At 53.0% G+C, this 22,141-nt stretch carries 34 protein-coding genes; 30 read left to right on the top strand and 4 right to left on the bottom strand.

Annotated features, from left to right (window positions below; translation table 11 throughout):
• Positions 1 to 2 precede the first annotated feature (2 nt).
• Together hxsB and AC781_RS11495 are read right to left on the bottom strand one after the other, a co-directional pair.
• Positions 3 to 1,415, bottom strand: coding sequence for a His-Xaa-Ser system radical SAM maturase HxsB (hxsB, locus tag AC781_RS11500; RefSeq protein WP_067777613.1), 1,413 nt, complete (start codon positions 1,413 to 1,415; stop codon positions 3 to 5).
• The gene (locus AC781_RS11495; RefSeq protein ID WP_067777612.1) at positions 1,412 to 1,732 is read right to left on the bottom strand and encodes a hypothetical protein; all 321 of its coding nucleotides are present in this window, start codon (positions 1,730 to 1,732) and stop codon (positions 1,412 to 1,414) included. Before AC781_RS11495 ends, hxsB begins: the two co-directional genes overlap by 4 nt.
• Positions 1,733 to 1,865: 133 nt before the next feature.
• Here AC781_RS11495 and AC781_RS11490 point away from each other — a divergent pair, with 133 nt between their 5' ends.
• The gene (locus tag AC781_RS11490) at positions 1,866 to 3,032 is read left to right on the top strand and encodes a hypothetical protein (RefSeq protein ID WP_067777611.1); all 1,167 of its coding nucleotides are present in this window, start codon (positions 1,866 to 1,868) and stop codon (positions 3,030 to 3,032) included.
• A gap of 307 nt (positions 3,033 to 3,339) precedes the next feature.
• Here the strand turns inward: AC781_RS11490 and AC781_RS11485 are convergent, their stop codons facing one another.
• Positions 3,340 to 3,621, bottom strand: coding sequence for a hypothetical protein (locus AC781_RS11485; RefSeq protein ID WP_141675898.1), 282 nt, complete (start codon positions 3,619 to 3,621; stop codon positions 3,340 to 3,342).
• 325 nt (positions 3,622 to 3,946) lie between these two features.
• Here AC781_RS11485 and AC781_RS11480 point away from each other — a divergent pair, with 325 nt between their 5' ends.
• Positions 3,947 to 4,150, top strand: a complete 204-nt coding sequence (locus AC781_RS11480) for a hypothetical protein (RefSeq protein WP_067777609.1) — start codon at positions 3,947 to 3,949, stop codon at positions 4,148 to 4,150.
• Between the two features lie 147 nt (positions 4,151 to 4,297).
• Here the strand turns inward: AC781_RS11480 and AC781_RS14230 are convergent, their stop codons facing one another.
• Positions 4,298 to 4,822, bottom strand: coding sequence for a hypothetical protein (locus AC781_RS14230; RefSeq protein ID WP_067777608.1), 525 nt, complete (start codon positions 4,820 to 4,822; stop codon positions 4,298 to 4,300).
• A 55-nt stretch (positions 4,823 to 4,877) separates the two neighbouring features.
• Between AC781_RS14230 and AC781_RS11470 the strand changes: the two genes are divergently transcribed.
• The 28 genes from AC781_RS11470 (at position 4,878) to AC781_RS11335 (ending at position 22,080) form a co-directional block, all read left to right on the top strand.
• Positions 4,878 to 5,099 carry a hypothetical protein gene (locus AC781_RS11470; protein WP_067777607.1) on the top strand — a complete coding sequence of 74 codons (222 nt, stop codon included), beginning with the start codon at positions 4,878 to 4,880 and terminating at the stop codon, positions 5,097 to 5,099.
• Between the two features lie 49 nt (positions 5,100 to 5,148).
• Positions 5,149 to 5,373 (top strand): AP2 domain-containing protein, encoded by a 225-nt coding sequence (locus AC781_RS13480; protein ID WP_071133501.1) that lies wholly within the window; start codon positions 5,149 to 5,151, stop codon positions 5,371 to 5,373.
• Positions 5,374 to 5,395: 22 nt separating this feature from the next.
• Positions 5,396 to 5,761 carry a hypothetical protein gene (locus AC781_RS11465; RefSeq protein WP_067777606.1) on the top strand — a complete coding sequence of 122 codons (366 nt, stop codon included), beginning with the start codon at positions 5,396 to 5,398 and terminating at the stop codon, positions 5,759 to 5,761.
• A gap of 258 nt (positions 5,762 to 6,019) precedes the next feature.
• Positions 6,020 to 6,625: a hypothetical protein gene (locus tag AC781_RS11460; protein WP_071133502.1), complete on the top strand. Its 606-nt coding sequence runs from the start codon at positions 6,020 to 6,022 to the stop codon at positions 6,623 to 6,625.
• Between the two features lie 294 nt (positions 6,626 to 6,919).
• A complete protein-coding gene (locus AC781_RS11450; protein ID WP_141675897.1) occupies positions 6,920 to 7,498 on the top strand; it encodes a hypothetical protein in 579 nt (192 codons plus the stop codon).
• Positions 7,495 to 8,160 (top strand): hypothetical protein, encoded by a 666-nt coding sequence (locus AC781_RS11445; protein ID WP_067777602.1) that lies wholly within the window; start codon positions 7,495 to 7,497, stop codon positions 8,158 to 8,160. The genes AC781_RS11450 and AC781_RS11445 overlap by 4 nt, the downstream gene beginning before the upstream one ends.
• Positions 8,161 to 8,348: 188 nt before the next feature.
• Complete coding sequence (locus tag AC781_RS11440; RefSeq protein ID WP_067777601.1) at positions 8,349 to 8,792, top strand: hypothetical protein; 444 nt, start codon at positions 8,349 to 8,351, stop codon at positions 8,790 to 8,792.
• Positions 8,789 to 9,466 (top strand): ImmA/IrrE family metallo-endopeptidase, encoded by a 678-nt coding sequence (locus AC781_RS11435; RefSeq protein ID WP_067777600.1) that lies wholly within the window; start codon positions 8,789 to 8,791, stop codon positions 9,464 to 9,466. Before AC781_RS11440 ends, AC781_RS11435 begins: the two co-directional genes overlap by 4 nt.
• Positions 9,456 to 9,923: an HNH endonuclease gene (locus tag AC781_RS14415; protein WP_067777599.1), complete on the top strand. Its 468-nt coding sequence runs from the start codon at positions 9,456 to 9,458 to the stop codon at positions 9,921 to 9,923. Before AC781_RS11435 ends, AC781_RS14415 begins: the two co-directional genes overlap by 11 nt.
• On the top strand, positions 9,923 to 10,735 hold the full coding sequence (locus AC781_RS11425) for a DNA adenine methylase (protein ID WP_067777598.1): 813 nt from the start codon (positions 9,923 to 9,925) through the stop codon (positions 10,733 to 10,735). Before AC781_RS14415 ends, AC781_RS11425 begins: the two co-directional genes overlap by 1 nt.
• A gap of 3 nt (positions 10,736 to 10,738) precedes the next feature.
• A complete protein-coding gene (locus AC781_RS11420) occupies positions 10,739 to 11,026 on the top strand; it encodes a hypothetical protein (protein WP_067777597.1) in 288 nt (95 codons plus the stop codon).
• Between the two features lie 3 nt (positions 11,027 to 11,029).
• On the top strand, positions 11,030 to 11,560 hold the full coding sequence (locus tag AC781_RS11415) for a hypothetical protein (RefSeq protein WP_067777596.1): 531 nt from the start codon (positions 11,030 to 11,032) through the stop codon (positions 11,558 to 11,560).
• Complete coding sequence (locus AC781_RS11410) at positions 11,508 to 12,152, top strand: hypothetical protein (RefSeq protein WP_156850371.1); 645 nt, start codon at positions 11,508 to 11,510, stop codon at positions 12,150 to 12,152. The genes AC781_RS11415 and AC781_RS11410 overlap by 53 nt, the downstream gene beginning before the upstream one ends.
• Before the next feature lie 27 nt (positions 12,153 to 12,179).
• A complete protein-coding gene (locus AC781_RS11405; protein ID WP_067777594.1) occupies positions 12,180 to 13,271 on the top strand; it encodes a hypothetical protein in 1,092 nt (363 codons plus the stop codon).
• Positions 13,272 to 13,276: 5 nt separating this feature from the next.
• Positions 13,277 to 13,651 carry a helix-turn-helix domain-containing protein gene (locus AC781_RS11400; protein ID WP_141675896.1) on the top strand — a complete coding sequence of 125 codons (375 nt, stop codon included), beginning with the start codon at positions 13,277 to 13,279 and terminating at the stop codon, positions 13,649 to 13,651.
• Entirely contained in the window at positions 13,648 to 14,103 is a 456-nt protein-coding gene (locus tag AC781_RS11395) for a hypothetical protein (protein ID WP_067777592.1), read from the top strand. The genes AC781_RS11400 and AC781_RS11395 overlap by 4 nt, the downstream gene beginning before the upstream one ends.
• 62 nt (positions 14,104 to 14,165) lie before the next feature.
• On the top strand, positions 14,166 to 15,311 hold the full coding sequence (locus tag AC781_RS11390; protein ID WP_071133506.1) for a hypothetical protein: 1,146 nt from the start codon (positions 14,166 to 14,168) through the stop codon (positions 15,309 to 15,311).
• A complete protein-coding gene (locus tag AC781_RS11385; RefSeq protein ID WP_067777590.1) occupies positions 15,308 to 15,895 on the top strand; it encodes a hypothetical protein in 588 nt (195 codons plus the stop codon). The genes AC781_RS11390 and AC781_RS11385 overlap by 4 nt, the downstream gene beginning before the upstream one ends.
• Positions 15,892 to 16,437 carry a hypothetical protein gene (locus tag AC781_RS11380; protein WP_067777589.1) on the top strand — a complete coding sequence of 182 codons (546 nt, stop codon included), beginning with the start codon at positions 15,892 to 15,894 and terminating at the stop codon, positions 16,435 to 16,437. Before AC781_RS11385 ends, AC781_RS11380 begins: the two co-directional genes overlap by 4 nt.
• Entirely contained in the window at positions 16,434 to 17,036 is a 603-nt protein-coding gene (locus tag AC781_RS11375; protein WP_067777588.1) for a hypothetical protein, read from the top strand. Before AC781_RS11380 ends, AC781_RS11375 begins: the two co-directional genes overlap by 4 nt.
• Positions 17,033 to 17,470 (top strand): hypothetical protein, encoded by a 438-nt coding sequence (locus AC781_RS11370; protein ID WP_067777587.1) that lies wholly within the window; start codon positions 17,033 to 17,035, stop codon positions 17,468 to 17,470. The genes AC781_RS11375 and AC781_RS11370 overlap by 4 nt, the downstream gene beginning before the upstream one ends.
• Before the next feature lie 5 nt (positions 17,471 to 17,475).
• Positions 17,476 to 17,685 carry a hypothetical protein gene (locus AC781_RS11365; RefSeq protein ID WP_067777586.1) on the top strand — a complete coding sequence of 70 codons (210 nt, stop codon included), beginning with the start codon at positions 17,476 to 17,478 and terminating at the stop codon, positions 17,683 to 17,685.
• A gap of 5 nt (positions 17,686 to 17,690) precedes the next feature.
• Entirely contained in the window at positions 17,691 to 18,386 is a 696-nt protein-coding gene (locus AC781_RS11360) for a M15 family metallopeptidase (RefSeq protein ID WP_172801830.1), read from the top strand.
• Between the two features lie 4 nt (positions 18,387 to 18,390).
• Complete coding sequence (locus AC781_RS14140) at positions 18,391 to 18,780, top strand: hypothetical protein (protein WP_067777584.1); 390 nt, start codon at positions 18,391 to 18,393, stop codon at positions 18,778 to 18,780.
• An 8-nt stretch (positions 18,781 to 18,788) separates the two neighbouring features.
• Positions 18,789 to 20,450: a portal protein gene (locus AC781_RS11350; protein ID WP_067777583.1), complete on the top strand. Its 1,662-nt coding sequence runs from the start codon at positions 18,789 to 18,791 to the stop codon at positions 20,448 to 20,450.
• Between the two features lie 10 nt (positions 20,451 to 20,460).
• Positions 20,461 to 20,688: a Bbp19 family protein gene (locus tag AC781_RS11345; protein WP_067777582.1), complete on the top strand. Its 228-nt coding sequence runs from the start codon at positions 20,461 to 20,463 to the stop codon at positions 20,686 to 20,688.
• Positions 20,685 to 21,197, top strand: coding sequence for a hypothetical protein (locus AC781_RS11340; RefSeq protein ID WP_067777581.1), 513 nt, complete (start codon positions 20,685 to 20,687; stop codon positions 21,195 to 21,197). Before AC781_RS11345 ends, AC781_RS11340 begins: the two co-directional genes overlap by 4 nt.
• A gap of 31 nt (positions 21,198 to 21,228) precedes the next feature.
• Positions 21,229 to 22,080 (top strand): hypothetical protein, encoded by an 852-nt coding sequence (locus AC781_RS11335; RefSeq protein WP_067777580.1) that lies wholly within the window; start codon positions 21,229 to 21,231, stop codon positions 22,078 to 22,080.
• The last annotated feature ends 61 nt before the right edge of the window (positions 22,081 to 22,141 follow it).

Raw genomic sequence — 22,141 nt, 5'->3', positions numbered from 1 at the left:
TTCTATTTAACGATCCAAGAATGAACAATATCCGAGAAATCATGGTCTTCCAGCCGAGAGAAAATATGCTCGAAAATACCTTTTTGTTTTTGGCAGAAAAAGCTATTGGGTCGGGCATTTGATATGTTGCCTGTTTCAAGATAATTTCTGAATACATCAACCCCGCAGTACGTCCTGAATGCACATTCTGAACACCCGGGCATACATTCAATACAACTTGAGGATACAATCTCTTTGAGAATATCACTCTCAAAGATTTCCTGATATGTGTTGGTAAATACATTCCCCATGCGGAAGTGGGTGTTGTTCATGCGAGCAAGCATGCGCCCTTCATCAGCGGGATAAACATCGCCATTGTAATCATAGATTACTCCGCTAATTCCTGCGCCCGATGGAGATTGCAGGTCCACAAAACCCGTGGAGAACGGAGTGAGAATACGGCGAGTTAAAAGTTCTGTATAGAATTCAATAAATTTTTGTCCTCGTTTATTGATTTCCACGATGTATTCGAGCCCCTTCTTATACATCTCAATAAAGCGATCCGGCGTATAGAAGAGTTTATTTTTATAGGCATCGCCATATGGGTTTAGACAGCGGAAGAATATTCCTGTGAATCCAAGCTTGATATATTCGTCGATGATTTCTTCAATGCGGTCAAGAGAATCACTGCTCGCGGTCATCAGAGCTGCAACCTTATCATGTCCAAGAATCTCCCGCGCATGCTGCAAGCTTTTCACGAATTTATCGTAGCTACTGGTACTGGTGCGCATGAGGCGGTGGCAATCATGGAGATCACGCGGACCATCCAATGATGTCGAGATATAGATATCATGCTCTTTGAAAAAAGCCAAATGTTCATCATTCAGAGCGAAGATATTTGTGCACACAACGAAAGATAAATCTTTTTTTGCCTGTTCATTGATCTTTTTCGCATAAAGAACAGCCGTTGTTAATGTTTCCCAATTTAGAAGAGGTTCTCCTCCCTGAAATTCTATTTTAAGATGCTTGTTTGGAGCTTTGAAAATAAGATCGATGATCTTCATCGCCACTTCCGGAGACATATCGTATTTATAGGCATCTTCTTCTTCGCTAGAAACTTGGCAGTATTCACATTTATGATTGCATTTCAATGTGATTACCATCATATGCAGCACGGTGAAATCACGTAAGAAAGCTTTGCGTGTGCGATATTTGGCTGCACTTAACTCAATAGCCGTTCCCAAATGTTCCGGTTTGGAAATAAAGTGCCGACTTTCCAGTTCATGCAATAAGTTATCAGGCAGCGCATCGAAAATACCATGCCTGATATCATCGAAGTGTTGTGGCAGAAGCCATGTATAGTCTCCACATTCGTTGACTAGGAGAATACGATGCCCAATGCGGCGATATTCAAAAGGCAGTAATTGGTAGTTCATTGTATCTTTTTGAGTTCTTCATCAAGATTGGCAATCGGAGCAAAGGCTTGTTTTACGATAATATCGCGTATGACGCCGAATTGTTTGTTCAAATCAAGCCGGATCTGGCTATCAATGAGGAGGGTTCTCAATTTTTGCTCGAAATCCTGCGGATCGCTTGATTCAACAGCAAGGGGTGTTACTTCTACTACAATGTCAGAAGTATTCGGTGAAAGTATATTGATGCTGGCAAAAGGAGACAATTCCCGACATGCTGCAAAAATTGCTTCTTTTTCATATATCTTGCCGTCAAGAATTATTTTAAGAGGTTCAGACATAAACGTAATGAAGATGTTTGGATTATGCCTTGCAAGGAAGATAGAATCAATGTTATTTTTCTAACTAAATTTAATTAGTAGTATATTTTATATTTTATTTTGTTAATGTTAATGATATAATAGATTCATAAGTATGAATGATATGATAAGGGATTCTCTAAAAAAGACAGGATTTTCACACTATATCAATACAATAATTATTGTATTGATAATCATTTGGCTCGCAATCTTGAGTTTTTTATATTGTGAGGATCATCAGATTAAGAATCAACGTGAAGAACGCTTAAATGGAATTTCCCAAGATGTTCAACAATGGAAATCGCGTGTTGATCATTTGGAGATGACGTTAGAAAGCATGAAATCCATTCATTCAATAGATGATTGCGAGGTTCTTTTTGAAGATTTAAAAGAAAATGGGATTGCCCGGAGGAAGGCTGAAATACTGTATGGTAAGATATGGCTTGAAGACTGGGATCTCAGTTCCGAAGAATCGCGACACATGCGGGCGGTGCGCATGGTAAACGATCTTATTTATGGTGGAGGAAACGATGGTTATAAAAAGATGGCGGACGATATGGGATTGCCATCTTCTACGTCGGATGAGGAATGGTACCAATTTTTCAAGAAGCGTTTTTCCGATCATAAGCGATCACAATTTGCTCAGAAGCAGGATTCACTGGTGGAAATAAAAGAACGACAAGACCGATTGGAGGCGCAAATGCAGGAACTATCATCGAAGTTGGATATCCTGGGACGGTTCACATATGGATGGTTCAAAAACGTCACTTCGCAAGAAAAGGATTCCTCTGTTCCTATTGCAAAGCCTGTAGACGAGGATTCAACGGCTCTTAATCATTTACAAACGGAATATGATAGTATTGAATGTACTTCCAGCGAACGCAGGATGTTACATGATTTGTTGAAGAAGTATGTTGCAGCAGAGCAAGCAGGCAATTCTTTTGAATTGAGGCCATTATATGCACCACATGTGCAATACTGTTATAAGAAGGATGGCCCTGCAACACCAGAAGAAATTTTGCAGTCCACCTACAAGAATTGGGATAAATGGCATCTGCGGAAGTATGCCATTTTGAAATGGGATTGTTGTAAGTCGCCATCTACACACAGTATCTATTCATTAGTGGCCGAAGTAGAATATTCCTATACAAACATCAAAACAAACAAAAAGGCGAAAGGTGTCGCCAAATGGGTATTTGCCATTGATCCGCCTGAGCAGTATGGGAAAGTTCGCATTGTAGGATTCGATGAGAAGATTATTCGGAGAGATACTGGACAATAGATACGGAGTATCTCTTCTGTAAAATAGAAAGCCCTGCGGGTTCGCAGGGCTTTTTTTGTGATCTTTTGAGGCAGTTCTATCAAAAAATGTTTTTTGTCTAAAATGCCTCTATTTTATTTTGTTGTATTTTATTTGTTATCAGTATTGAGTGAATGTGCGAAAAAGATTCTTTCCTGCTTGAAAATGGTGCATTATGCCCATAAAATGATAGATACTTTTACTCATTCTCCCCACTCCGACAGTGAAACGGTTTCCCCCTTGGGGCAGTGCGCTCGGCAATAGTTGAGCGCAGCGTGCATGGTCGCCCTCAGGAGAGAGACGGTTTATTCTGGGAGGAATCCGGCTGCGGAGCCAGTTGCTGGACGTGCGTTCCCGTGCCGATGAAGGTGGTGGGGATGTCGGGTACGGTATCCGGCGCGGGCATGGCGGCCCGTTTGGCGGCGAGGCGGGCGGCGAGGCGCGCGCCGATGTCCGGCTGGGAGCAGCACCATTCTACTGCTTCGGTGCAGTAAGCGGAGAGTTCCATGCCGAGGCGCAGGGCTTCCTTTTCCACCTTGAGCTGGGTTTCATAGTCCAGCCGAAGTTCCATTTTCCCGCGCGAATCAAGATCGGGAAGATCAATGCATACAACCTCTTGGGTCTGTTCCTCCATCCAAGATTTGATGAGTAGTAATTTCTTTTTTGGAATTTTCCCATTTACTGCAAACCAATTGTAACATTGCCCCGGTTGCACCAGACATTTTTCAGCCAACCATTTGCGGTTCTTTCCAATAGCTTTTAACCAATTGTCGATATCTTCTTTTGTGGGCATGCAAGAAATTTATCAGGTTTGCTGATAAAGTAAATAATATAATTATAAGGAAAAATGATATTTTGTGTTGACGCGTATAAGTAAAACTGATAATTATATTTTCATGCAAGCAACGAAACGCGCAAAGATCGACTGGTTGAGCTTGAGCCCCCGCACAATGGCGCGGGTGATGGAAATCAGCAATGAACTCCACATTACGCCGAAGGATGCTTTCGAGCTGATGGTGGCGGAGGCTGCCGACAGGCATGCCGACGTGACGCCTAACGGACTGGCGGCTACCGTGAAGGAGGCGAAGCAACCGGCCTGATCAGGGAAGAGGTAACAGGTAAAAGGTAAGAGTATGAAGGAAGAACGTTCAGGGAAAGAGGGCGGCATGTACCGGGAGGAGTATCCGCGGATGGCGGTGCATCCCTGCGGCTGGCCGTATGAAGTGATCGACCTGCGGGGGCGTGGTTCAGCGGCGAGGCAGAAGGCCTTGCTCCAGCAGGAAGGCTCTTCCGTGGTTGGTGAGACTGTAGAGTGTGGGCCGCAGGTAGTTGTAGGCGGCGCGGATGGTTTGCGCCTGCAGGCATTGGCTGATGATGAGTTCAGTGAATTGAGGATTCCACTTGATGGAATGCGCCACTTGAGCGGCAGTAAAAGCCTGTTGCTTCGCGGCGAAAAGGAGGACGGCCAGCTGATCATCGCCCGTTTGTTTGTTTTTCTGCGAGAACTGGAGGTTCAGCTGTGCAATCTCTGCATGAAGCCTTTTGTTACGAAGGATGAGCTGTCTTTGCTGGCGGACGAGGCGTGCGAACTGAAGTGTATGGCGCGGGAAGCTTTGGTGGGGCCGGAGGAGGTGGCGAGTTCTGTTGATACGCCTTTTCAGCCAGCTGGCGATGATTTTTCTGCACCAGCAGATGAGGGAAATGCCGCCGGTGACACCGAGGCCAGTGATGATTTTTTCCGTGATGGAGAAGGTGTCTAGTATTTCAAGCATCGGATCGAATATAACATTTCAAAAATAACAAGCAACCATAGAAAGAAACAACAGGATGAACGACAAGATGATTATCGAGCTGACGAAGGAGATGTATGCAGAGCTGGAGGAGGCAGGGCGCATTACGCTGCTGGCCGGGTGCCGGCTGCATGAGCTGGAGCGCGTGGAGGATGGATGCGTGTTCTGGGCGAATGGGGAGAGGTGCCGCATTGTGGCGGAGGACGAGGAGGTGTGCGGGATGGTGAAGGTGAAGTTTGTGAAGAATCAACCGGCCTGATCAGGGAATAGGGAATAGGTAAAAGGGAATAGGTAACAGGTAAAAGGATATGAAGAAGCATAAGAATATTACGAAGTACACGTACCGGGAGACTTCTTTTTATGGGTACCGCGTGGCGGTGAGCCGGGGCGGCCGGAAGATTTGCCGGTATTTTTCGGTGAAGTCTCACGGAAGCGAGAAGGAGGCTTTGCAGGCGGCACTCGGTTTCCGCCAGAGTATCCGGGAGGATTTCGAGGCGGTGTATGAAGCCTGCGCCGCTGCTCCGAAGGCTTGACGTTTGAACCACACGATACCCCATGAGCGAAGAACAACTGCAATTTTTTGAAGGTCGGCTGCTTGCGTTGGAGCGCAAGCTGGCCGGGGTGGAGGAAGCGTGGCTGAGCCGGAAGGATCTGGGCGTGAGGTACGGGGTGGCTCTGCCGTATGTGGACAAGGTGTTTGCGGCGGTGGAGCTGCGGCGGGTGCTTTCCGAGGAGGAGGTGGGCGGCGTGGTTCCCGGCGTGGTGAGGTTTTTTGCCACGGAGGATTTTGCGGATCCGGACGCAGCTGCCGGCCGGGCAAAGAAGGCGGGGGTGAAGAGGTACAACCGGGAAGATTTCTTCCAGGCGATGACCCACATGCACGAGTTTGCCGGAAGGAAGGCGGCGGCGGCCGGATGCTGACGGGGGATGACTGGTTTTATGTGGCGTGCTGTGCCGTGTTCGGACCGTTCGCCTGGTGGGCTTTTCTTTGCGAGTTTTTTTAGCCACAGATAGACGCAGAGTTTGAAGATTTTCCCATAAAAACCGGAAAGGAGGAAGCCATGAAGTAACGATTTGAACGACTGTACATAAGATTCTGCCCGGCGGCGGAACGTGCGTGCCGCTGCCGGTCTTTTTGAAGCGCACAAGTCCACTTTTCATTTTTACCCACAAAAAATCATGAGCAAGAAACAACAAGATAAGAAGGCGAATCCCGATGTGATGCCGAACGCGCATTTCCGGGATCTCGGATATATGGAAGCGAAGATTGCCACTGTATGCGGCGCAAAGAATGTCCATTGGCGTTTTTACGATGAAGCCAAGGTGTTCCCCAGTTTTTTGGATATTGTGCTGGATGAAAAGACGACTATCAAAGGTCTTTTTCAGGCGCGGGAGATGGTTCTTCGGTTTGTCAGTGTGTTTGAGGGGCGTGTGCTTGATGCCCTCGATTCCTACGAGGTGCGGGATAGTTCATGCCGAATGAATTACCGGTTCGATCCGGCTGCTTATGACGAATATCTGAAGCGTGGCTGGCTTCAGGATGAGATTCTTGCAACGCGTCCGAAGCAGAGGGAGCTGAAGGGCATAGGAACTCCAGAGGTGAATGAGGAGCTGTACCGCCGCTGCTTGGCCGAGATGATCCGTGAGAAGAGGTGTAGCCATTCGATGCTTCAACGGGCGTTTTTGATCAATGCAGGTGAGGCTGATGCCGTGATTGAGCTGGCGAAGAAGCGCGGAGTGATCAGTGATGACGGGGTTGTTTTGATGGAAGGAGGCGAGGTATGACGAAGGCTTTCAAGGCGATGAGTCCGGCGGAGAAGCGGGAGTATGTGCTTCAGGCGTTCGGCGGGGCGTGGGTTCATATCAAGGCGCTGCCTTTGCGGTTCCGGGAGGATGGGTCGTTTTACATAAATTGCCCGGATCTTTTGCGATACCCGTGGCAGGTTCCCTGCGCCGGGTTCGTTCCGGATCGTGCGGGTATTGTGCCGGATGAAGCAGAAAAAGGGGGTGGACGCGGCCAGAAGATGCGTTGGGTTCATGTTTAGCCACAGATTTAACAGATTACACCAATTATAAAAAATGAGTGCTGACAAAAGAAATAAGCTCGCAGCGTGTCCTGTTTGCTTCAAAGCAGGGCGTAAGCTGATTGTTCGCGGCGCGCGCCTCTATGGGTGCCTTTCATGCAAGATGTATTCACACTCCCGGAAAGGATGGAATGATATGGTTCGTTCCGTTGAAAGCATTGGATCCGAGGAAAAACGTAAGCTCACCATCCTTGAAGAGATGTTCTCGCGCCGCCGCCAGTTCAAAGGTTGGGGTGCCGTTATTTCACTTTATGAGGTGCAGGTGGATGATTCCAATTTTGCGATTTGCGGCGAGATGATGACGGCGTTCGGTGATCATTTCACTTTGGACGCCGGGAAACATCCGGTCTTTATGGCGCGTGAACTTATTAGAAGAAATACGGATTCCGTTTTACCCCCACTAGACAAATTCCGTTTATATTCAAAGAGAATGTCAAGCTGCGGTATTATTCGCGCCGTATTCTTGGAGATTGCGAATCAAGCAGCGGATCATGTTAAGCGCATGCCTGATTCGGGTGGCGTGTGTGTCCCGTCGTTTTTCATGCGAATTGCCGAGATAGGAGGCACGAAATGAACACACGACCAATCCTCATGTCGGCACCGATGGTGCTGGCGAACCTTGCCCGTCGCAAGACGCAGACTCGCCGGATGACGGGGCTGAAGAACATCCCGGAAGGGTATGAGTTCGTCAAAATGTTCTTCACGGAACAAATCGTGAAGGGTGATGAATTGGGAATAGCTATTGTAATGTTAAGCAATGGCTCAAACCAAATCTGCATCCCATGCCCCTACGGCACGATTGGAGATCAGCTGTGGGTGAGGGAGCGACTCTGGAATGATGGTGACGGCAGCTGGCTCTACGGCGCGGATCATAAATTCCTGCCAATGGACTACCCCGAAGGATGGCTCGCCAAGGTCGATCACAAGCGGTCTATTCCCGCAATCCACATGCCGCGCTGGGCGAGCCGCATCATGCTTGAGATAACCAACATCCGCGTTGAGCGGTTGCAGGATATATCATGGGATGATTGTATGGCCGAGGGGGTGCTCTCCACGCGAGAGTATGGTTATACTGCGTATTTTGACTTTCGGAGGGAAAAATACACATGCTCCACCCCACGGGAATCCTATGAGTCGATAATCGACTCCATCAACGGAGCCAAGGCATGGGACAGCAACCCGTGGGTATGGGTCGTCGAGTACAAAATCATTGAGATTAAGGGAGGCGAGAAATGAAACACGAATACTCGAAATGTCCTATTTGCGGAAATACACCAAGTAATTTAGTGTATGGAGTAGGAGACGGAGAGACAAGTTGCATATTTTGCGAATGCGGACTATCAACAATCCCCATTGCGTACCACCTCGGTATTCAAAAATGCTGGGATGCGTGGGAAGAGCTTGTGAGCAAATTCCCGGCCTGTATGCGCATCCAGATTGGAGACGTCGTGCAGCTCCTAGACGGCAAGCGCGTTACGGTTGCCAGCGTATCATCTCCCGACACGGATTACGGATGGTTTTTCGAGGATTCCGACGAAAATCAATACTATGCCGAAAGCGTAGGCGTGTGGCCTTGGGGTCTCCGCGAGGACGTTACCCCGCCCCCATGCCCGCCGATATGCAAGCCCGGCTGGCGGGGGCGATGGAGGAAGCTAGGGAGGAGGGGCGGGATGGAAACGTTTGAATATCGAGTTGTTAAGGTTTTAGGTTTCAATACCGAAGAGTACGAACATCAGATGAATCGTTTATCCATTGAAGGTTTCGAGCTTTTCAAAATAAATACGCTCCCCGAAGGATTTTTTGTGTCTGGTGGAAGCATCCTTGTTTTCAGAAAAATCGTCAGTCATGGAAAGGAGGAGAAGCCATGAACATGGAACGACAGGCGAACTTGTTTGCAGTCGATCTCTTGTGTCCGCCCGAATCCGTCAAAAAGGCGGTTGCTGATGGACTTTCCATCGCTCAACTCGCCGAAAAATTTCATGTCGAAGAATGTGTTATTTGCGAAGCTTTGAAAAAATCCGACAAGGCGGGACGCGAGCTTTTGCGAAAATACAGGGATGGATTCACTCATTTCGAACTGTGCAAAATCGCAGAAAAATGGTTACTGAATGCCGGGAAGTGCAGCGTAGCAATCGCCGAACCAAACTGCATCATCACAACCGAGCAGCCTGACGCAATCGGATTCCGGTCGGCGTGTAGCGTGCTGGTAGAGGCCAAGACAAGCAAGGCTGATTTCGCGTCAGATGCGAAAAAGCCGTTCCGTCGACTCCCCGAAAAAGGCATGGGCGATTTCCGATATTACATTTGCCAGCCCGGAATCATAGGGATTTCCGAACTTCCTGAATCATGGGGGCTTTTGCACGTCCTACGATCCGGCAAAGTGCAAAAAGTCAAATCGGCACTCAGGCAACCACAGGCAAATCTCATTGAGGAGCGGCGGCTCTTGATAGCTTGCCTGCGAATACGGAAACCGCTCAAAGTGAGAACCGTGTACGGCCCTTCCGTGTTGACGATTGGAGAGGAGGCCATCCATGCCAATTAAGGACAAATCCAAGTACCCGGCCAACTGGGCAGAGATCAGCAAGGCGCAGCGAGAGCGAGCCGGGAACAAGTGCGAGCTGTGCGGAGCTGTCAACCATCAGCCTCACCCCTTGACTAAGAGCAAAGTCGTGTTGACCGTCCATCATTGCGAGTGGCTGGCCGACCCAGAGATCAACAACGCATATCCTAACCTGATTGCTTTGTGCCAGCGATGCCACAACCGGCTCGACCTCGGCAAGCGGCAGCGTAATGCAGCCGCAACGCGGGCGGAACGGCAAAAGGATGATGATAATGCTCCGAACACTTGCGGAAATTGTAAGTATTTCGAAGTATTCGCATATCCGCTTACTTGCGGTCATCCATCGCTTCTTCTCAGTGACGTGGAGCCTCCGACCCTATCATTTGATAGCAATGTGTGCGATAAGTACGAGCCTGAGAGCGGAAAGGAGAGCGAGTGATGGACACCAAGTCACCCCGTAAACGAGCCTTGGCCCGGTACCCCGGCGGCAAAAACAGAATCGCGCCGTGGATCATCGGATTTTTCCCTGAGCATAAATTCTACGTTGAGCCGTTTGGAGGATCTGCCGCGGTTCTACTCAACAAAACACCCGCATTCCTTGAGGTTTACAACGATCTTGACGACAGAGTGGTGAATTTTTTCGAGGTTTTGAAGGATCCTGCTCAATCCGAAAAACTGGCACGCCTGATTGAGTTGACCCCGTACGCACAAGAGGCGTATAGCCGGTCGTTCGATCTTACGGGCGACCCGGTAGAGGATGCCTTGAGATTTGCCATCAACTCCATGATGAGTTACGGCGGTGGCATCTATAAACCGGGATTCAAGCGCGACGGGTTGACCAGGACAACGCCCTACCCGAAGACATGGCGTGAATATCCTGACGTAGTGCGAGAGTGCGCCGCGGAACTGAGGAGTCGCAATATCGAGATTAACAAAATGGACGCCCTGTCCATCATGTCCAGATACGATTCGCCGGACACGCTCCACTATGTGGATCCGCCGTACATTCAGGAAACGCGGAACAAACGGTTCCGCTATGCGCATGATTACCGAGACGCCGATCACGAACAGCTTCTCGCGTTCCTGCAGGAGTTAAAGGGTCGTGTCGTACTGTCTGGCTATGACTCCGAAATGTACAATGACCGTCTGCCCGGATGGTGGAGGGAGAGCACGGTTTCCCACACGACGCAAGGACAGGCGAAAACAGAAGTCCTCTGGCTCAACTACCAACCCCAACCCATGCTTTTTTGATAGATGAAACCGAATGAAAGAAATAAGAGAGATCTTCCCGTGAACGTGGCGCGGGGTGCGGATGGTGTGCCGTATTCTGCGGTGCGGGCGGCGACGTTCTACGTGCATTGCCGGATGGATGCTCCGCCGGTGTTCGATGCCGGGCTGACTGAGGATGAGGTTCACCAGCTTCATTTTCCCACGGCAAGGCCCCGTTTTTCCTCAGCCGCCGGGGTGGTGGCTGTGCTTGCAGTTTTCTGGGCGCTGGTTCTGCTGGCGTGCTGGTTTTTTCAACTTTTTCCCTTTAATTGAACGATGAATAAACCCCTTGACAAAAAAGTAACTCCCTTGATGGATGAGATGATCAATAAATTGAAAAGTAGTTCTGATGAGGATATGCCGCTTTTTTCCTATTTTTCGGAATGGTGGAAGAATTTTGCCTTGGAGCTTTTGGATCGTCTTTCAATCAGTGAAGCCCAAAGGCAAGCAGCGGAAGCAAAGCATGAAAAATATAAACATATTCAGAAATGTTATTATGTGGCGGTTGAGGGATGTTCCAAGTTTGAGAAAGAGGTCGAGGAATTGAAGGAGAGAGAGTATCAGACGAAGCAGGATGCCGAGCGCGAGATTCGCCGCAAGAAGGAGCAGGTTCGCCGGTTGCTTGAAAAGCTGAGGTATCATCATCGGCGGAGGCAGAAGCGCGCCCGCGAGTACAAGGCTCAGCTGGCGGCGGGTACGAGGACGCGGAAGAAGAAGGTGGCGCCCCCGGCGGAGCCTGTTGTTCCGGTGGCTGATGAACCTGGTGAACCCGGAGAGGAAGGAGGGAGCGATGCTTCGGTTCAGTAATTTCCATGCTGTGCGTGTGGAGCGTGATGATTTGCGTGCGGGTAATGCCGTTTTTTGCCTGGTGACGATGCTTGAGAACGGTCAGGGGCTTATTGTGCATCCCTCCAGTATTCAGCGCGGAGAGGAGCCTGATAATGCGTGGATCAATCATAGCGCCTATGAGTGCGCCATGTATGAATCCAGCGAGCGTTCCCGGCTGATTCAGGAGCATCAGGAGCGCGAGAAGCGCGCCGCCGCGCGCCGCGAGCAGGAGGTGATGAACGATTTGCGCGAGCGGGAGCGGTGGAAGGAGGAGCGGGACCGGGATAAGGCGATTCGCGATAGCCGCCTTTCTCTGGGGGATTCCGCCGAAGAGGCCGGGAAGTGCTGGAAGCTGCCTTTTTCCGCATCGGTGGCGCGTGGCGGCTCGAAGGTGTGGACGCAGTATGTGTATGTGGGCAAGTCGCTGTGCCGGGACGGGCGGTTCCCGGTGTGGGCTGTGATGCAGTCCTGCGATAAGCTGGCGTTCCGCCACCGGGTGGTGATGTGTGGGTACGGGCTGACGATCGAGGCCGGAGGCGGGCAGGCGGCAAGCCTGTATCGTACCATTTGATTTTTTACCTCTATTATATATATAGCGATGGCGATTCAAAAAAAGTGTTCACTTCGGTGGATCAAGTATGTGGGCGGGCTGACGGATAATGCGAAAGTCCGGATGATGGCCCGCAAGCTGGAAGTTGACCGGTGGAAGCTGGCCGGGCATTTCATGCAGTGGATGGACTGGATGGATCTTAATAGCCGGTTCGGCGAGATTATCATTACGGAGGGTGAGGTGGATGAGGTGGCGGCGCTGCCGGGGTTCTGCGCGGCGATGATGAGCGTGGGGTGGATTCAGACAGATTTGTATGGCGTGCTGGAGATGCCGGAGTTTTGCGAGCATAACGGTACGTCCGCCAAGCTGCGGGCGGAGGGGGCGCAACGGCAGGAGAAGAGCCGGTCGAACAGGTCGGCAAAAAATCAGGGGGATGAGGCGTGCCTGGATGGTGTCACAAATTTTTGTGACCAGAGGAGAGGAGAGGAGACTTTACCCCCCTCTATCCCCCCCGGCTTTTCCGGGAAGGGGGGGGCGCGCCGCCCCCCGGCTGCGCCGGGTGAGGCTCCGGCTCCTGCGGGGTGCTGCTCCGGGCGGCTGCGCGGCGCGGCAGGGACTGAGCCTGACGGCTCGCCCTCTGCCACTGCCGCTTCGCCGTCCTACGCAGACGTCTCCCATCGCTTCGACGCGGGAGGGGAGGCGGATGCTGGCGCATCCTTGCCCCCTCCCCCTGTCTCCGCTCAGGTCGCCTCACCCCTTGTCGCCTACGCCTCACCCGGCGCAGCCGGGGGGGAGGTTGGTGGTATGGAGGCGCCGTACGGGTTCGAGCAGTTCGTGTTCGATGTGCGGTCCGTTCGTCCGGTTTGGTCTGTGCCGGATTGCGGGAGCGCGGTTGGCAGGCTGAGCCGTGCCGAGCGGCGGGCTGCGGAGGAGGCATGGCGGGCGGTGGGGCCGGAGTTTTACCAGTATCGCCTGATGGTGGAGCAGTTCATGGCGTCTCGGATGCCGCAAGACGAGAAGGGCGGGCGGTATTTCCGGCCGGATTCGCTGAAGTCGATGTTCCGCGAGATTCGCGGGGTGCTGGTGCAGGCGGAGCGGTGGTGGAAGGAGAATCAGAAGTACAAGAAATTTCACGGATGAAGGCGATGGATTCAACGATGCTGATGGATGTGATCGGCCGGGTGCGGCGGAGCGGGCTGACGATGCTGCAAGTGCAGATTCTGCTGCTGGCGCAAACCGCGGACGGCCGGAAGAGCGTGAGTTCTCTGGCACGGGCTTGCGGGGTGAGGCGGTTTGCGGTGCGGGCGGCGCTGGAGAAGATGGAGGATTTGCTGAGGATCGAGCAGGTGGCGGATTGTCCGTGCCGTTCGGAGCTTCGGATTTCCCCGACGCGGGCGGGGCGGGCTGTGCTGCGGAAGCTGTGCCGGGTGGCCGGGCCTTCTCCGGTGCGGTCGGCCGGACGAAGGAAGGGCGATTCTTCGCCGGGACAAAGGGAGTTTGATTTTGTTGCAAAACCATGAAAGAAGAACTGAAGGAGCTGATGACGGAGGGGCTGAGCGAGAAGCTGGCCCGGTTTGTGATGTACCTTGCCCAGGGGATGGGCAAGGCTGAGGCGTGGGCGAAGGCTAGCAAGAGGAAGAAGCCGTTGGCCGGTGATGGTACGGCAGCTTCCGAAGCCCTGAAAAAGCCTGAGGTGCGACGCGCCCGCCTGCGCTTACGCGAGCGTGCGGAAAAGGGGTGGGAGATGGAGACACCGAATATCATGTTCAAATTGAAAGATTTGTATGAGGACGTAGGTGTGAATGATGACGGGACGCAGAAGGTGCCGTTCAGCGTGAAGCTGAAGGCGATGAGGATGATGCTTCAGATTCTCGGCAGTGTGACGCAGAAGGTGGAGGTGAGCGGTTCGGATGAGTTGAAGTCGATTCTTGAGGCGATGAGGATCGATGTGCTGCCGCGTGATATGATTTAGATTTGGCATCTGGTCGGTTGTTGCCAGTTACCGGATGCAGGTGCTGCGTGTAGAGTGGGGTCGTGAAGGATGTTTACCAGACGACTCCCCGACAACCGTATGCCGTGACGCTGAGGCTGAACGGCGGTTCTGCGCGGCTGGTGGCGCTGGATAACCGAGGGGTGGAGGAGTTCGTTTATTCGGAGTCGTTGCCTGATGGGCAATGGTTTTTCGTGTCGGTGAGCCGTAAGGTTCGGCTGGAGGTTTCCGGTGGAGCCGTTGGGCGAGTGGATCGTGTTTGGCGGGTGATGATGCAGGATGAGGACGGGCTGACGTTGGATGTGCCGTTTCTGAATCTCCGGGCGGAGGATGTGGAGAAGGCGGTGAATGCTGCGCGGGAGGCGGAGGCTTCCGCCGTACGCTCCGGTGAAAGTGCCGCGGAGGCTGCCGGTTCGGCAGGTAAGGCGGCAGACTCGGCAACAGCTGCCAAGCAGGCATTAGACGATTTCAAGGCACGGGCCGATGCTCTTTTCAAGGAGTTCGAGAAGAGGGTGAATGATGCTGTGGATGTGGCTACGAACCGGGCGGAGACAGCTGCGAATGCCGCGGGTCAGTCAGCTGTGAATGCTGCGTCTATGCTTTCTCAATGTCAGGCGATCAAGGCCGAAATCCTGCAGCTCATTGAAACCGGAGCAGTGGGAGACGCGATCACGGCGGCGACGGGCAACATTCTTGAAGAGATACTGACGGATGCCAGACTTACGAACCGCTTTGTGGCGGCCATGTCAGGCTCCGGCGTGTTCGTTCTGATCAACAATCTGGGACGAGCTTTGACGGTGAATCCCCTTGGCATGGTGGATGTGGACTTGTCCAACTACTCCGGAACCGTCGTCAGCATCAACGGCACCACGTCCGCGACCGTCAAGAGCGGCACCACGGCCAGCCTGACGCTCTCTGCTGGTTCCGCCGCCTTGTATGGCGGCACGTCGGCTAGCATTACCCACACCAATGACAACAGTATCACGCTGTACAACTACGGAGGATCGACCGGCAACATTTGCAGCACGGTTACCAATACGTTGTCCAGCAGGGCTATCCGGCAGATCAACCTCGCAATCTCCGATACGGAAAGCGGTAGCAACAAACCATTAGTTACAATGTCCACTGCGTCAAATGCCATCTATCATCCCACGAAAAACACAGCAACACCAGCATTCACACTAGTATGAGAATCATTAACACAACGCCGGGCAAAACCTACGCCGTCACCACTCCAGGGGCGTGCCAAGTTAAATACACACTACAATCCGGCGATACTGTCACCGTTCTGGACGCTACGACAGCCGGTCAATATTATTTTGTTGCCATTGGCCTGCACCCCGATGTGACAAACGATAACGCAGCCCTTACCGAATGTTTTAATGCAGCCCCTGCCGGTGTGTCGTCCGGTGGGGGCGGAACTCCTGCACCGACCGTCATTCCCGGACAAAAGATTGTTACGGGTAATCCGGCAGACAATATTTTACGTCACGGGGAGATTTATCACTTCCCGTTCACCGATAACCCAATTGACTGCACCTTTGCAGATTGCACGTTCGACGATGCGGCCGGGCGCGTCATCACGTTTGAGGTATGGGTAGATACTGGATATTGCGCCCCTCCCATCGACTTTAACGGCGGCTGGCAATGGGTCGGCGTTGTTCCTCTAATGAGCAAGGAATATACCTCCTACCGCGTCACAATTCGCAAAGTGCCGGGCATGACCCCTGAAATCAACTACGCTTATTGCGTGCCCCTCCCACATCAGCCATGACGATACCGACTCCATTCCGGCCCACTGGCGGCGGCCCTCTGTATCAGTGGACGCAGCCGCCGCTTATCAAGCCCGGCACATGGGGAGGCGGAACCATCGCCGCCCGTGCAAGCAACGTGTACATCGGCTATGCAGACGGCTGGACATCGTTTACGCCCATGAATGTTGTCAACCAATGTTGGATGGGCAAAAAAAACGCCGATGGAAGCTTGCCATATCTGGAACTCTGGTACCCTGCCGGGCTTGTACTCCGCACCATGTACTACACCAATGTTCAATGGGGATGCCAAGTCAAAAAGTACAGCATCACAGGCATAACAGCAAGCGGCGAAGAAATCGACCTCGGCACTTACACCAATACGTATTTTGCGGGTAATCAAGGCTATTATGTGGACATCATCGCGCCGTATGACAAGCCGTGCGTCGTCATCCGCTGGCAAATCCTCGAAGTAACGGCCAATGAGTTCCGCTTTTTCAAAATCGACATCGGCGACGCTTTAACTCCCGCCTCACCCGAACAACAAAACGCCTACAAACAATGACCACATACGCAAAAATAATCGACAAATACAACATAGAGCCAGCGCCGCCCGTCAACGTGACGGACTCCGGGCTTGTCGTCAACTACAACAGCGAAGCCAACGCCGAGCAACTGCTGGCCGACGGGTACTTGCCTGTCACATACTCGGAGCAGCCTGCCGCGCCGTGGGAGGTTGCCGTTTACACCGCCCATGCCGGACAGATCGTCCAGACGTATGAGGCGGTGCCTCTGGAAGACTACCGCGCCCAGTGCATCGCCGAGATTCAAGCCGAGGCTGGGAGTCGGTCTGAAGCAGCCAAGACCGGGTTCAGCTATCCGGAAGTTGATACGCGTGAGAAGCAGGCATCCGGAGCGCGTGCATTGCAAGCGGATCCGGAATCCGCTACGCCGGAAGCACAGTTCGTCCGAGCCATTGCCTCTGAAATCGGCATTCCGGTAGAAGCTCTCGTCGAGCGGATCCTTGCAAATGTCAAGAAGGCCGGTGATGCCGAAGCGAAGATCATTGGCATCCAGAATCGCCTCGAAATGGCAGCCCGTGCCGCCACTACACATGAAGAACTTGCCGCCATCGCGTGGCCGGAAACCACAGAAGAACAATGAGCGAAACCAACAACACACCGGAACCCACGCATGATTGCGCGGAAACAATCGGCATATATCTCCGTGATGTACACACGCGTGCTGAAATGGAGTACGACAAAAACGACGGATTGCTTGGCTATGGAATCCATAAACATGCATGGACAGCCGTAGCCAAAGCCGCGCCGGGAATTATCGCCACACACGCAGGCGACGACGTGCGGGAATGGCTGGCCAGACAGGCCTCTACGTCTTCAGGCTGGCGCAAATGGCTATTCGGCATTGCCTGCGCTTCCGTGGGGGCGGTGGTCTTGTGGGGCGCGTCCTTCTTCACCTCCTGCGCCCCGGTGACCCCGGAGCAGGTGCAGCAGATTGACGCAGCGCATGCCATCATGCACCGCGTGACCGGCACGGGTTGCACCTTGTGTCGCTCTGTAACCTCTAAATTCAAATAACGACCATGTGCGACAAGGTTAAGGGATATTTTTCAGTAATGAGGGAGTACAAGGCGGAGTTTATTATGCTCTTGGGCTTTGCCGTGGCCGGAGTGATTTACTGGGATTTCCGAGGATTCGTTTCCGAACAAACAAAATGGATAACGGAAAACGCTAAAGCATTACAAGAGATGAATATACGAATCCAAAACCTCGAACACAAATCAAGCAAATGAAAAATATGATTAAGGCTATCCAGCGCAGGCTGGGAGTGACGGCTGACGGTATCGCCGGGCCGAAGACGCTGGCGGTTATTGTTGAGGCGCTGCAATACAAGGGGATGATGAAAGGAGAGAATGTTTGTACATGGCCTGCGGTGCAGCGGGCCGTGGGGGTGACACCTGACGGCGTAGCCGGGCCGAAGACGTTTGCAGCGATTGCCGGGAAGCTTGATATTCATCTTCCGACAATGTGGCCTTCACAGGCAGAGGTGAGGTCGAACAAGTCGATTTTCGGTTTTTCCGGCGACGAGAGCAATCTGGTGAATGTTTCTTTGCCGTACCCGATGTTTTACGAGGGGAAGAAGCTTTCGACGATTCGTGTTCACCGGCTGGTGGCGAATGCGGTGAAGGATGCCCTGACGATGGTTTTTAGGTATTACGGCGCAGAGCGTATTCACGAGCTTGGGCTGGATGTGTACGGCGGCAGTTATAACAACCGTTCGACTTCAACAGGGAAGGCGAAGAGTATGCACGCCTGGGGGATTGCTCTGGATTTCGACCCGGAGCGCAACGATTATTCGACGAAGAAGCCTAAGGCGACTTTGAGCCGTGCTGAATGCGATATTTGGTGGGAGATTTGGGAGTCCGTGGGTGCGGTTTCTCTTGGACGGGAATGCAATTATGACTGGATGCACGTTCAGTTCGCTACTCTGTGAAATCATGTTCGGGATAGGCAGGACATTTAAGAAGGTTTTCGGCGATACCGGGTCGAAGGTGTTGCTTGGAGTGACTGCCGGTGCTTTGACCGGCGGCGTTGCTGCCGGGGCATTCGGTGCTACTGGTTTGGGCATTGGAGCAACGGCTTCGACTCTTGGAGTGAGTACGACAACCGCCGGGGCGCTTCTTGGCGGTGCGTACGGCGGTACGGCGGCTTTGATTGGTTCCAGGATGGCAAAAATGGCTAAGGGGCCTTCTGCGGCTTCGCTGCTGCCTGATGATTCCGGAAGTACGGCGACGGCCGGGACGACGAGCGAGAGTTCTACGGGTTCGGCGGATAATTATGCCGCGCGGAGGAAGGCCGGGTTTCATTTCGGCAAAACACTTTTGTAAAGTAAGATATGGATGCGAAGGTTATTTTGAATCGCTTCGACAAGATGAAGGGACAGAGGGCGAATTATGATCGTGCGTGGAAGCCGGTGAGGGAGCTGTGCTATCCGATGTCTGCAAGCGTGTGCAGTGCGAAGAGCGTGGATCGCGATGCGGAGGGGTACGATCAGTATGCGGTGGCGCGTTTGCTGGATGTGACGGCGATGCAGTCATGCCAGATTCTTGCGAATGGGCAGCTGGTGCAGATTACGCCTATGGGGGAGAACTGGTTTTCGTTCGATGCCCCCGCCAATATGGAGCATGATGAGGAGGTGAAGGAGTGGCTGGCGGCTTGTACGGATGTGGCGAGGAAGGCGCTGGCCGGGAGCAATTTCTATACGGCGGCGTATGAGCATTTTGCGAACAGGAGCGCCTACGGGTGCGGGTGCATGTATGCGGGGTGGAGCGATAAGAGGGATATGCTGTTTTTCCGGGAGGAGGTTGTGGGGAGCTATTGCCTTCAGGAGGATGCGGAGCAGTTTGTGGATACGGTGTTCCGAGAGTTTAATCTTACGCCACGGCAGGCTGTGCAGATGTTTTCCGGAGATGATGATCATTTGCCGGATGTGGTGCAGAAGAATGCGGCCGATGAGAAGAAGCAGGATGAGGAGGAGCAGTATTTGCATGCGGTGTTCCCTCGTACGGATGGATACGGTAAGGCTGGGAACAGGGGGATGCCTTTTGCGAGTGTGTATGTACACGTGAAGAGTAAGTCGATCGTGCATGAGGGCGGGTTCGAGCGGATGCCGTATCTGACGAGCCGCTGGCTGCGGTGGGAGAATGGGCCGTATGCGATTTCTCCGGGGATTTTTGCGCTTCCGGTGGCGAAGCAGGCGAATTTCCTTGAGGCGATGACGGATCTTGCGACGGAGAATGCGACGTTTCCCCGTGTGCTGGCGCCGGATGCGCTTATTGGTTCGATCGATCATTCACCCGGAGGAATTACGCCGTTCAATCCGAATAATGGAGAGGTGGCGAAGCCTTCCACATGGATGACGGAATCAGGGTACCAGTTCGATAAGGACCGGGTGGAGGATAAGCGGAATATTATCGAGAATATGTTTTTTGTGCCGTTGTTCAAGCCGATTCTTCAGGAGGATAAGCGGATGACGGCCATGGAGGTTTCTGCGCGGCAACAGGAGTCCCTGGGTATGTTTCACCCGATTTTCGCGCGGTTCAGTTCGGAGTTTCTGACGCCGATGCTGCTGCATGTGTTTTGCCTGTTGTACGATCACGGGATGTTCACGAAGCCACCGGCTTCTTTTTCCAAGCAGGCTTCCGGAGGGCAGGCGTTTATCGGGGTGCCGAATGTTTCGTTCAGCTCGAAGATTGCGCTGGCGATCAAGGCGCAGCAGATGGGTGCGTTCCAGTCTCTGAGCGAGATTCTGCTTCAGGTGGCGCAGGTGTCGCCTGAGGTGCTGGATAATGTGGATTTCGACAGGTTCGTGAAGGATGCGTCCCGGATTATGGGGCTGGATCCCGACTGGATGAAGAAGTCGAAGGCGGTGCAAGAGCTGCGCGCTGCGCGTGAGGAGGAGCGGAAGCGGATGCTGGCGGCTCAGGAGGAGAATGTGCAGGCCGATACGATGAAGAAGGGGGCTGATGCGATGAAGCTGGCAGAAGGCATTCAATGATTTTTTTACCATGAACAAGAATGAGAGATTGATGAAGCTGGAGGAGGGGGAGAAGCGGGTTCACTCGCTTTTCTCTTCGCCTGAAGGGGAGGCGGTGCTGGAGTTTCTGAAGGAGCGGACTGGGTACGGTGTGCCTTCGTTCGCTGCGACGAGCGAGCCGGTGCAGGCGGCGTTCGCCGATGGGCGGAAGTCGGTGGTGTATGAGGTGATGATGATGATGAAGAAGTTTTCCCAATGAATAATACATACGAGATAAAAGATGACGGTGCCATTTTCTTCGATGGGAAGAAGATCGGCGTGAATTCGGAGGTGGGGGTGGATTTCGTTTCCGTTCAGGCGAGGAATAAGCATGCGGCCGGTTTGGCCGAGTGGATGGCTGCACGTTCTTCCGGGGATGATGGCGGCGGTTCCCTGCTGCCTGATTTGCCAGGGCTTTCCGGCGAGAATAAGCCGGAGGAGTCGAAGGAGGGCGGTGCGCCTGATGAGAAGCCGGAGAAGCCGGAGAAGAAGGAAGAAGGCGGTGTGCTGCCTGATGAGAAGATGCCGGAGGGAGAGGATGAGGTGGATGGACCACCGCCGCGCGATGAGTTGTGCATGAATTTCAATGCAGCATGGCTGCGGTGGGATTTTGAGCATTTGCCGGAGGCTAAGTTCATGCTGAAATGGGAGCGGTATGCTGAGGGAAATCCAGCCAATTTCGCCGTTTTCAAGTCGGCTGCGAAGATTGAGTTCTGCTATGGGCTTTAACTTTTTTAACCTTTTTACTTTTTGATTTTTTATGGATCCACAGAATAATGATGAGAATAAGGGTGGTGCGCCTTTGCTTAATGGGAATGGCGCAGGAGGCGCCGGTGGAGGAGGAAGTGCCGCATGGGTGAATGCGGACGGTTCGTTCGTCGATGGCTGGCATAACCAGTTCGGAGAGGAGTATGCCGGGCTTGGCAAGTTCAAGTCTGCCGCGGATTTGGCGAAGAGTTACAGGCATCTTGAGAGCAAGCAGCCGCATGTTCCAGGAGAGGGGGCGACGCCGGAGGAGGTGGCCCGCTGGCGCGGGCTGGCAGGAGTGCCGGAGAATGCCGATGGCTACGGGCTGAAGAAGCCGGATAATCTGCCCGCTGGCGTGGAGTGGAATGATGAGCAGGTGAAGGTTCTGGCCGATGTGGCGCATCAGCACCATGTGCCGAAGGCTGCGCTTCAGGCGATGCTGGATAAGCAGGTGGAGCTGGAGCGCGTGGCAGCCGAGAAGCAGGTGGCGGAGCAGGCGGCCGAGCAGGAGAAGAGGGTGAATGAGCTGAAGGGATCGTGGGGCAATGAGTTTGCTGCGAAGATGCAGTCTGCCGGGCAGGCGTGGAGTCAGATGGCCGGGCGTCTTGGGCTGGATGAGAATTCGGATGAGGCGATGGCTTTGCGGAATAATACGGCGTTCGTGAAGATTATGCACCATGTGGCTCAGTTCATGCAGGATGACGGCCGGAAGTCGATCGGGACGCCGGGCAGCCAAGGGGGCGGTGCGATCGGCAAGGAGAGGGCGATGCGAATTATTACGGATGAGAGCGATCCCCTGCACGATGATTACATTAAGGGCGAGCCGGGCGTGACGGCGCTTGTGCGCGCCGGGCTTGTTTCCTGATACAGGGAGGCAGGATGACGATGCGGAGGCGCGGGGCGGGATGCTTCGCGCCTCTGGTCGT

It is taken from the genome of Neoakkermansia glycaniphila (assembly GCF_001683795.1).
Lineage (GTDB): Bacteria > Verrucomicrobiota > Verrucomicrobiia > Verrucomicrobiales > Akkermansiaceae > Akkermansia > Akkermansia glycaniphila.
Note: the sequence above shows the minus strand (reverse complement) of the source record. Positions and strands in the feature narration are given on the sequence as shown.

What these genes read in the sequence shown, in the direction of transcription:
- AC781_RS11400 (WP_141675896.1), top strand. Translation starts at nt 13,277, where the DNA reads ATGGATTCAACGATGCTGATGGATGTGATCGGCCGGGTGCGGCGGAGC.
- AC781_RS14140 (WP_067777584.1), top strand. Translation starts at nt 18,391, where the DNA reads ATGTTCGGGATAGGCAGGACATTTAAGAAGGTTTTCGGCGATACCGGG.
- AC781_RS14230 (WP_067777608.1), bottom strand. Translation starts at nt 4,822, where the DNA reads ATGCTTGAAATACTAGACACCTTCTCCATCACGGAAAAAATCATCACT.
- AC781_RS11440 (WP_067777601.1), top strand. Translation starts at nt 8,349, where the DNA reads ATGCGCATCCAGATTGGAGACGTCGTGCAGCTCCTAGACGGCAAGCGC.
- AC781_RS11335 (WP_067777580.1), top strand. Translation starts at nt 21,229, where the DNA reads ATGGATCCACAGAATAATGATGAGAATAAGGGTGGTGCGCCTTTGCTT.
- AC781_RS11395 (WP_067777592.1), top strand. Translation starts at nt 13,648, where the DNA reads ATGAAAGAAGAACTGAAGGAGCTGATGACGGAGGGGCTGAGCGAGAAG.
- AC781_RS11435 (WP_067777600.1), top strand. Translation starts at nt 8,789, where the DNA reads ATGAACATGGAACGACAGGCGAACTTGTTTGCAGTCGATCTCTTGTGT.
- AC781_RS11360 (WP_172801830.1), top strand. Translation starts at nt 17,691, where the DNA reads ATGATTAAGGCTATCCAGCGCAGGCTGGGAGTGACGGCTGACGGTATC.
- AC781_RS11340 (WP_067777581.1), top strand. Translation starts at nt 20,685, where the DNA reads ATGAATAATACATACGAGATAAAAGATGACGGTGCCATTTTCTTCGAT.
- AC781_RS11460 (WP_071133502.1), top strand. Translation starts at nt 6,020, where the DNA reads ATGAGCAAGAAACAACAAGATAAGAAGGCGAATCCCGATGTGATGCCG.
- AC781_RS11375 (WP_067777588.1), top strand. Translation starts at nt 16,434, where the DNA reads ATGACCACATACGCAAAAATAATCGACAAATACAACATAGAGCCAGCG.
- AC781_RS11405 (WP_067777594.1), top strand. Translation starts at nt 12,180, where the DNA reads ATGGCGATTCAAAAAAAGTGTTCACTTCGGTGGATCAAGTATGTGGGC.
- AC781_RS11445 (WP_067777602.1), top strand. Translation starts at nt 7,495, where the DNA reads ATGAACACACGACCAATCCTCATGTCGGCACCGATGGTGCTGGCGAAC.
- AC781_RS11485 (WP_141675898.1), bottom strand. Translation starts at nt 3,621, where the DNA reads ATGGAACTTCGGCTGGACTATGAAACCCAGCTCAAGGTGGAAAAGGAA.
- AC781_RS11425 (WP_067777598.1), top strand. Translation starts at nt 9,923, where the DNA reads ATGGACACCAAGTCACCCCGTAAACGAGCCTTGGCCCGGTACCCCGGC.
- AC781_RS11420 (WP_067777597.1), top strand. Translation starts at nt 10,739, where the DNA reads ATGAAACCGAATGAAAGAAATAAGAGAGATCTTCCCGTGAACGTGGCG.
- AC781_RS11470 (WP_067777607.1), top strand. Translation starts at nt 4,878, where the DNA reads ATGAACGACAAGATGATTATCGAGCTGACGAAGGAGATGTATGCAGAG.
- AC781_RS11490 (WP_067777611.1), top strand. Translation starts at nt 1,866, where the DNA reads ATGAATGATATGATAAGGGATTCTCTAAAAAAGACAGGATTTTCACAC.
- AC781_RS11495 (WP_067777612.1), bottom strand. Translation starts at nt 1,732, where the DNA reads ATGTCTGAACCTCTTAAAATAATTCTTGACGGCAAGATATATGAAAAA.
- AC781_RS11450 (WP_141675897.1), top strand. Translation starts at nt 6,920, where the DNA reads ATGAGTGCTGACAAAAGAAATAAGCTCGCAGCGTGTCCTGTTTGCTTC.
- AC781_RS13480 (WP_071133501.1), top strand. Translation starts at nt 5,149, where the DNA reads ATGAAGAAGCATAAGAATATTACGAAGTACACGTACCGGGAGACTTCT.
- AC781_RS11415 (WP_067777596.1), top strand. Translation starts at nt 11,030, where the DNA reads ATGAATAAACCCCTTGACAAAAAAGTAACTCCCTTGATGGATGAGATG.
- hxsB (WP_067777613.1), bottom strand. Translation starts at nt 1,415, where the DNA reads ATGAACTACCAATTACTGCCTTTTGAATATCGCCGCATTGGGCATCGT.
- AC781_RS11385 (WP_067777590.1), top strand. Translation starts at nt 15,308, where the DNA reads ATGAGAATCATTAACACAACGCCGGGCAAAACCTACGCCGTCACCACT.
- AC781_RS14415 (WP_067777599.1), top strand. Translation starts at nt 9,456, where the DNA reads ATGCCAATTAAGGACAAATCCAAGTACCCGGCCAACTGGGCAGAGATC.
- AC781_RS11350 (WP_067777583.1), top strand. Translation starts at nt 18,789, where the DNA reads ATGGATGCGAAGGTTATTTTGAATCGCTTCGACAAGATGAAGGGACAG.
- AC781_RS11365 (WP_067777586.1), top strand. Translation starts at nt 17,476, where the DNA reads ATGTGCGACAAGGTTAAGGGATATTTTTCAGTAATGAGGGAGTACAAG.
- AC781_RS11480 (WP_067777609.1), top strand. Translation starts at nt 3,947, where the DNA reads ATGCAAGCAACGAAACGCGCAAAGATCGACTGGTTGAGCTTGAGCCCC.
- AC781_RS11345 (WP_067777582.1), top strand. Translation starts at nt 20,461, where the DNA reads ATGAACAAGAATGAGAGATTGATGAAGCTGGAGGAGGGGGAGAAGCGG.
- AC781_RS11370 (WP_067777587.1), top strand. Translation starts at nt 17,033, where the DNA reads ATGAGCGAAACCAACAACACACCGGAACCCACGCATGATTGCGCGGAA.
- AC781_RS11380 (WP_067777589.1), top strand. Translation starts at nt 15,892, where the DNA reads ATGACGATACCGACTCCATTCCGGCCCACTGGCGGCGGCCCTCTGTAT.
- AC781_RS11410 (WP_156850371.1), top strand. Translation starts at nt 11,508, where the DNA reads ATGAACCTGGTGAACCCGGAGAGGAAGGAGGGAGCGATGCTTCGGTTC.
- AC781_RS11465 (WP_067777606.1), top strand. Translation starts at nt 5,396, where the DNA reads ATGAGCGAAGAACAACTGCAATTTTTTGAAGGTCGGCTGCTTGCGTTG.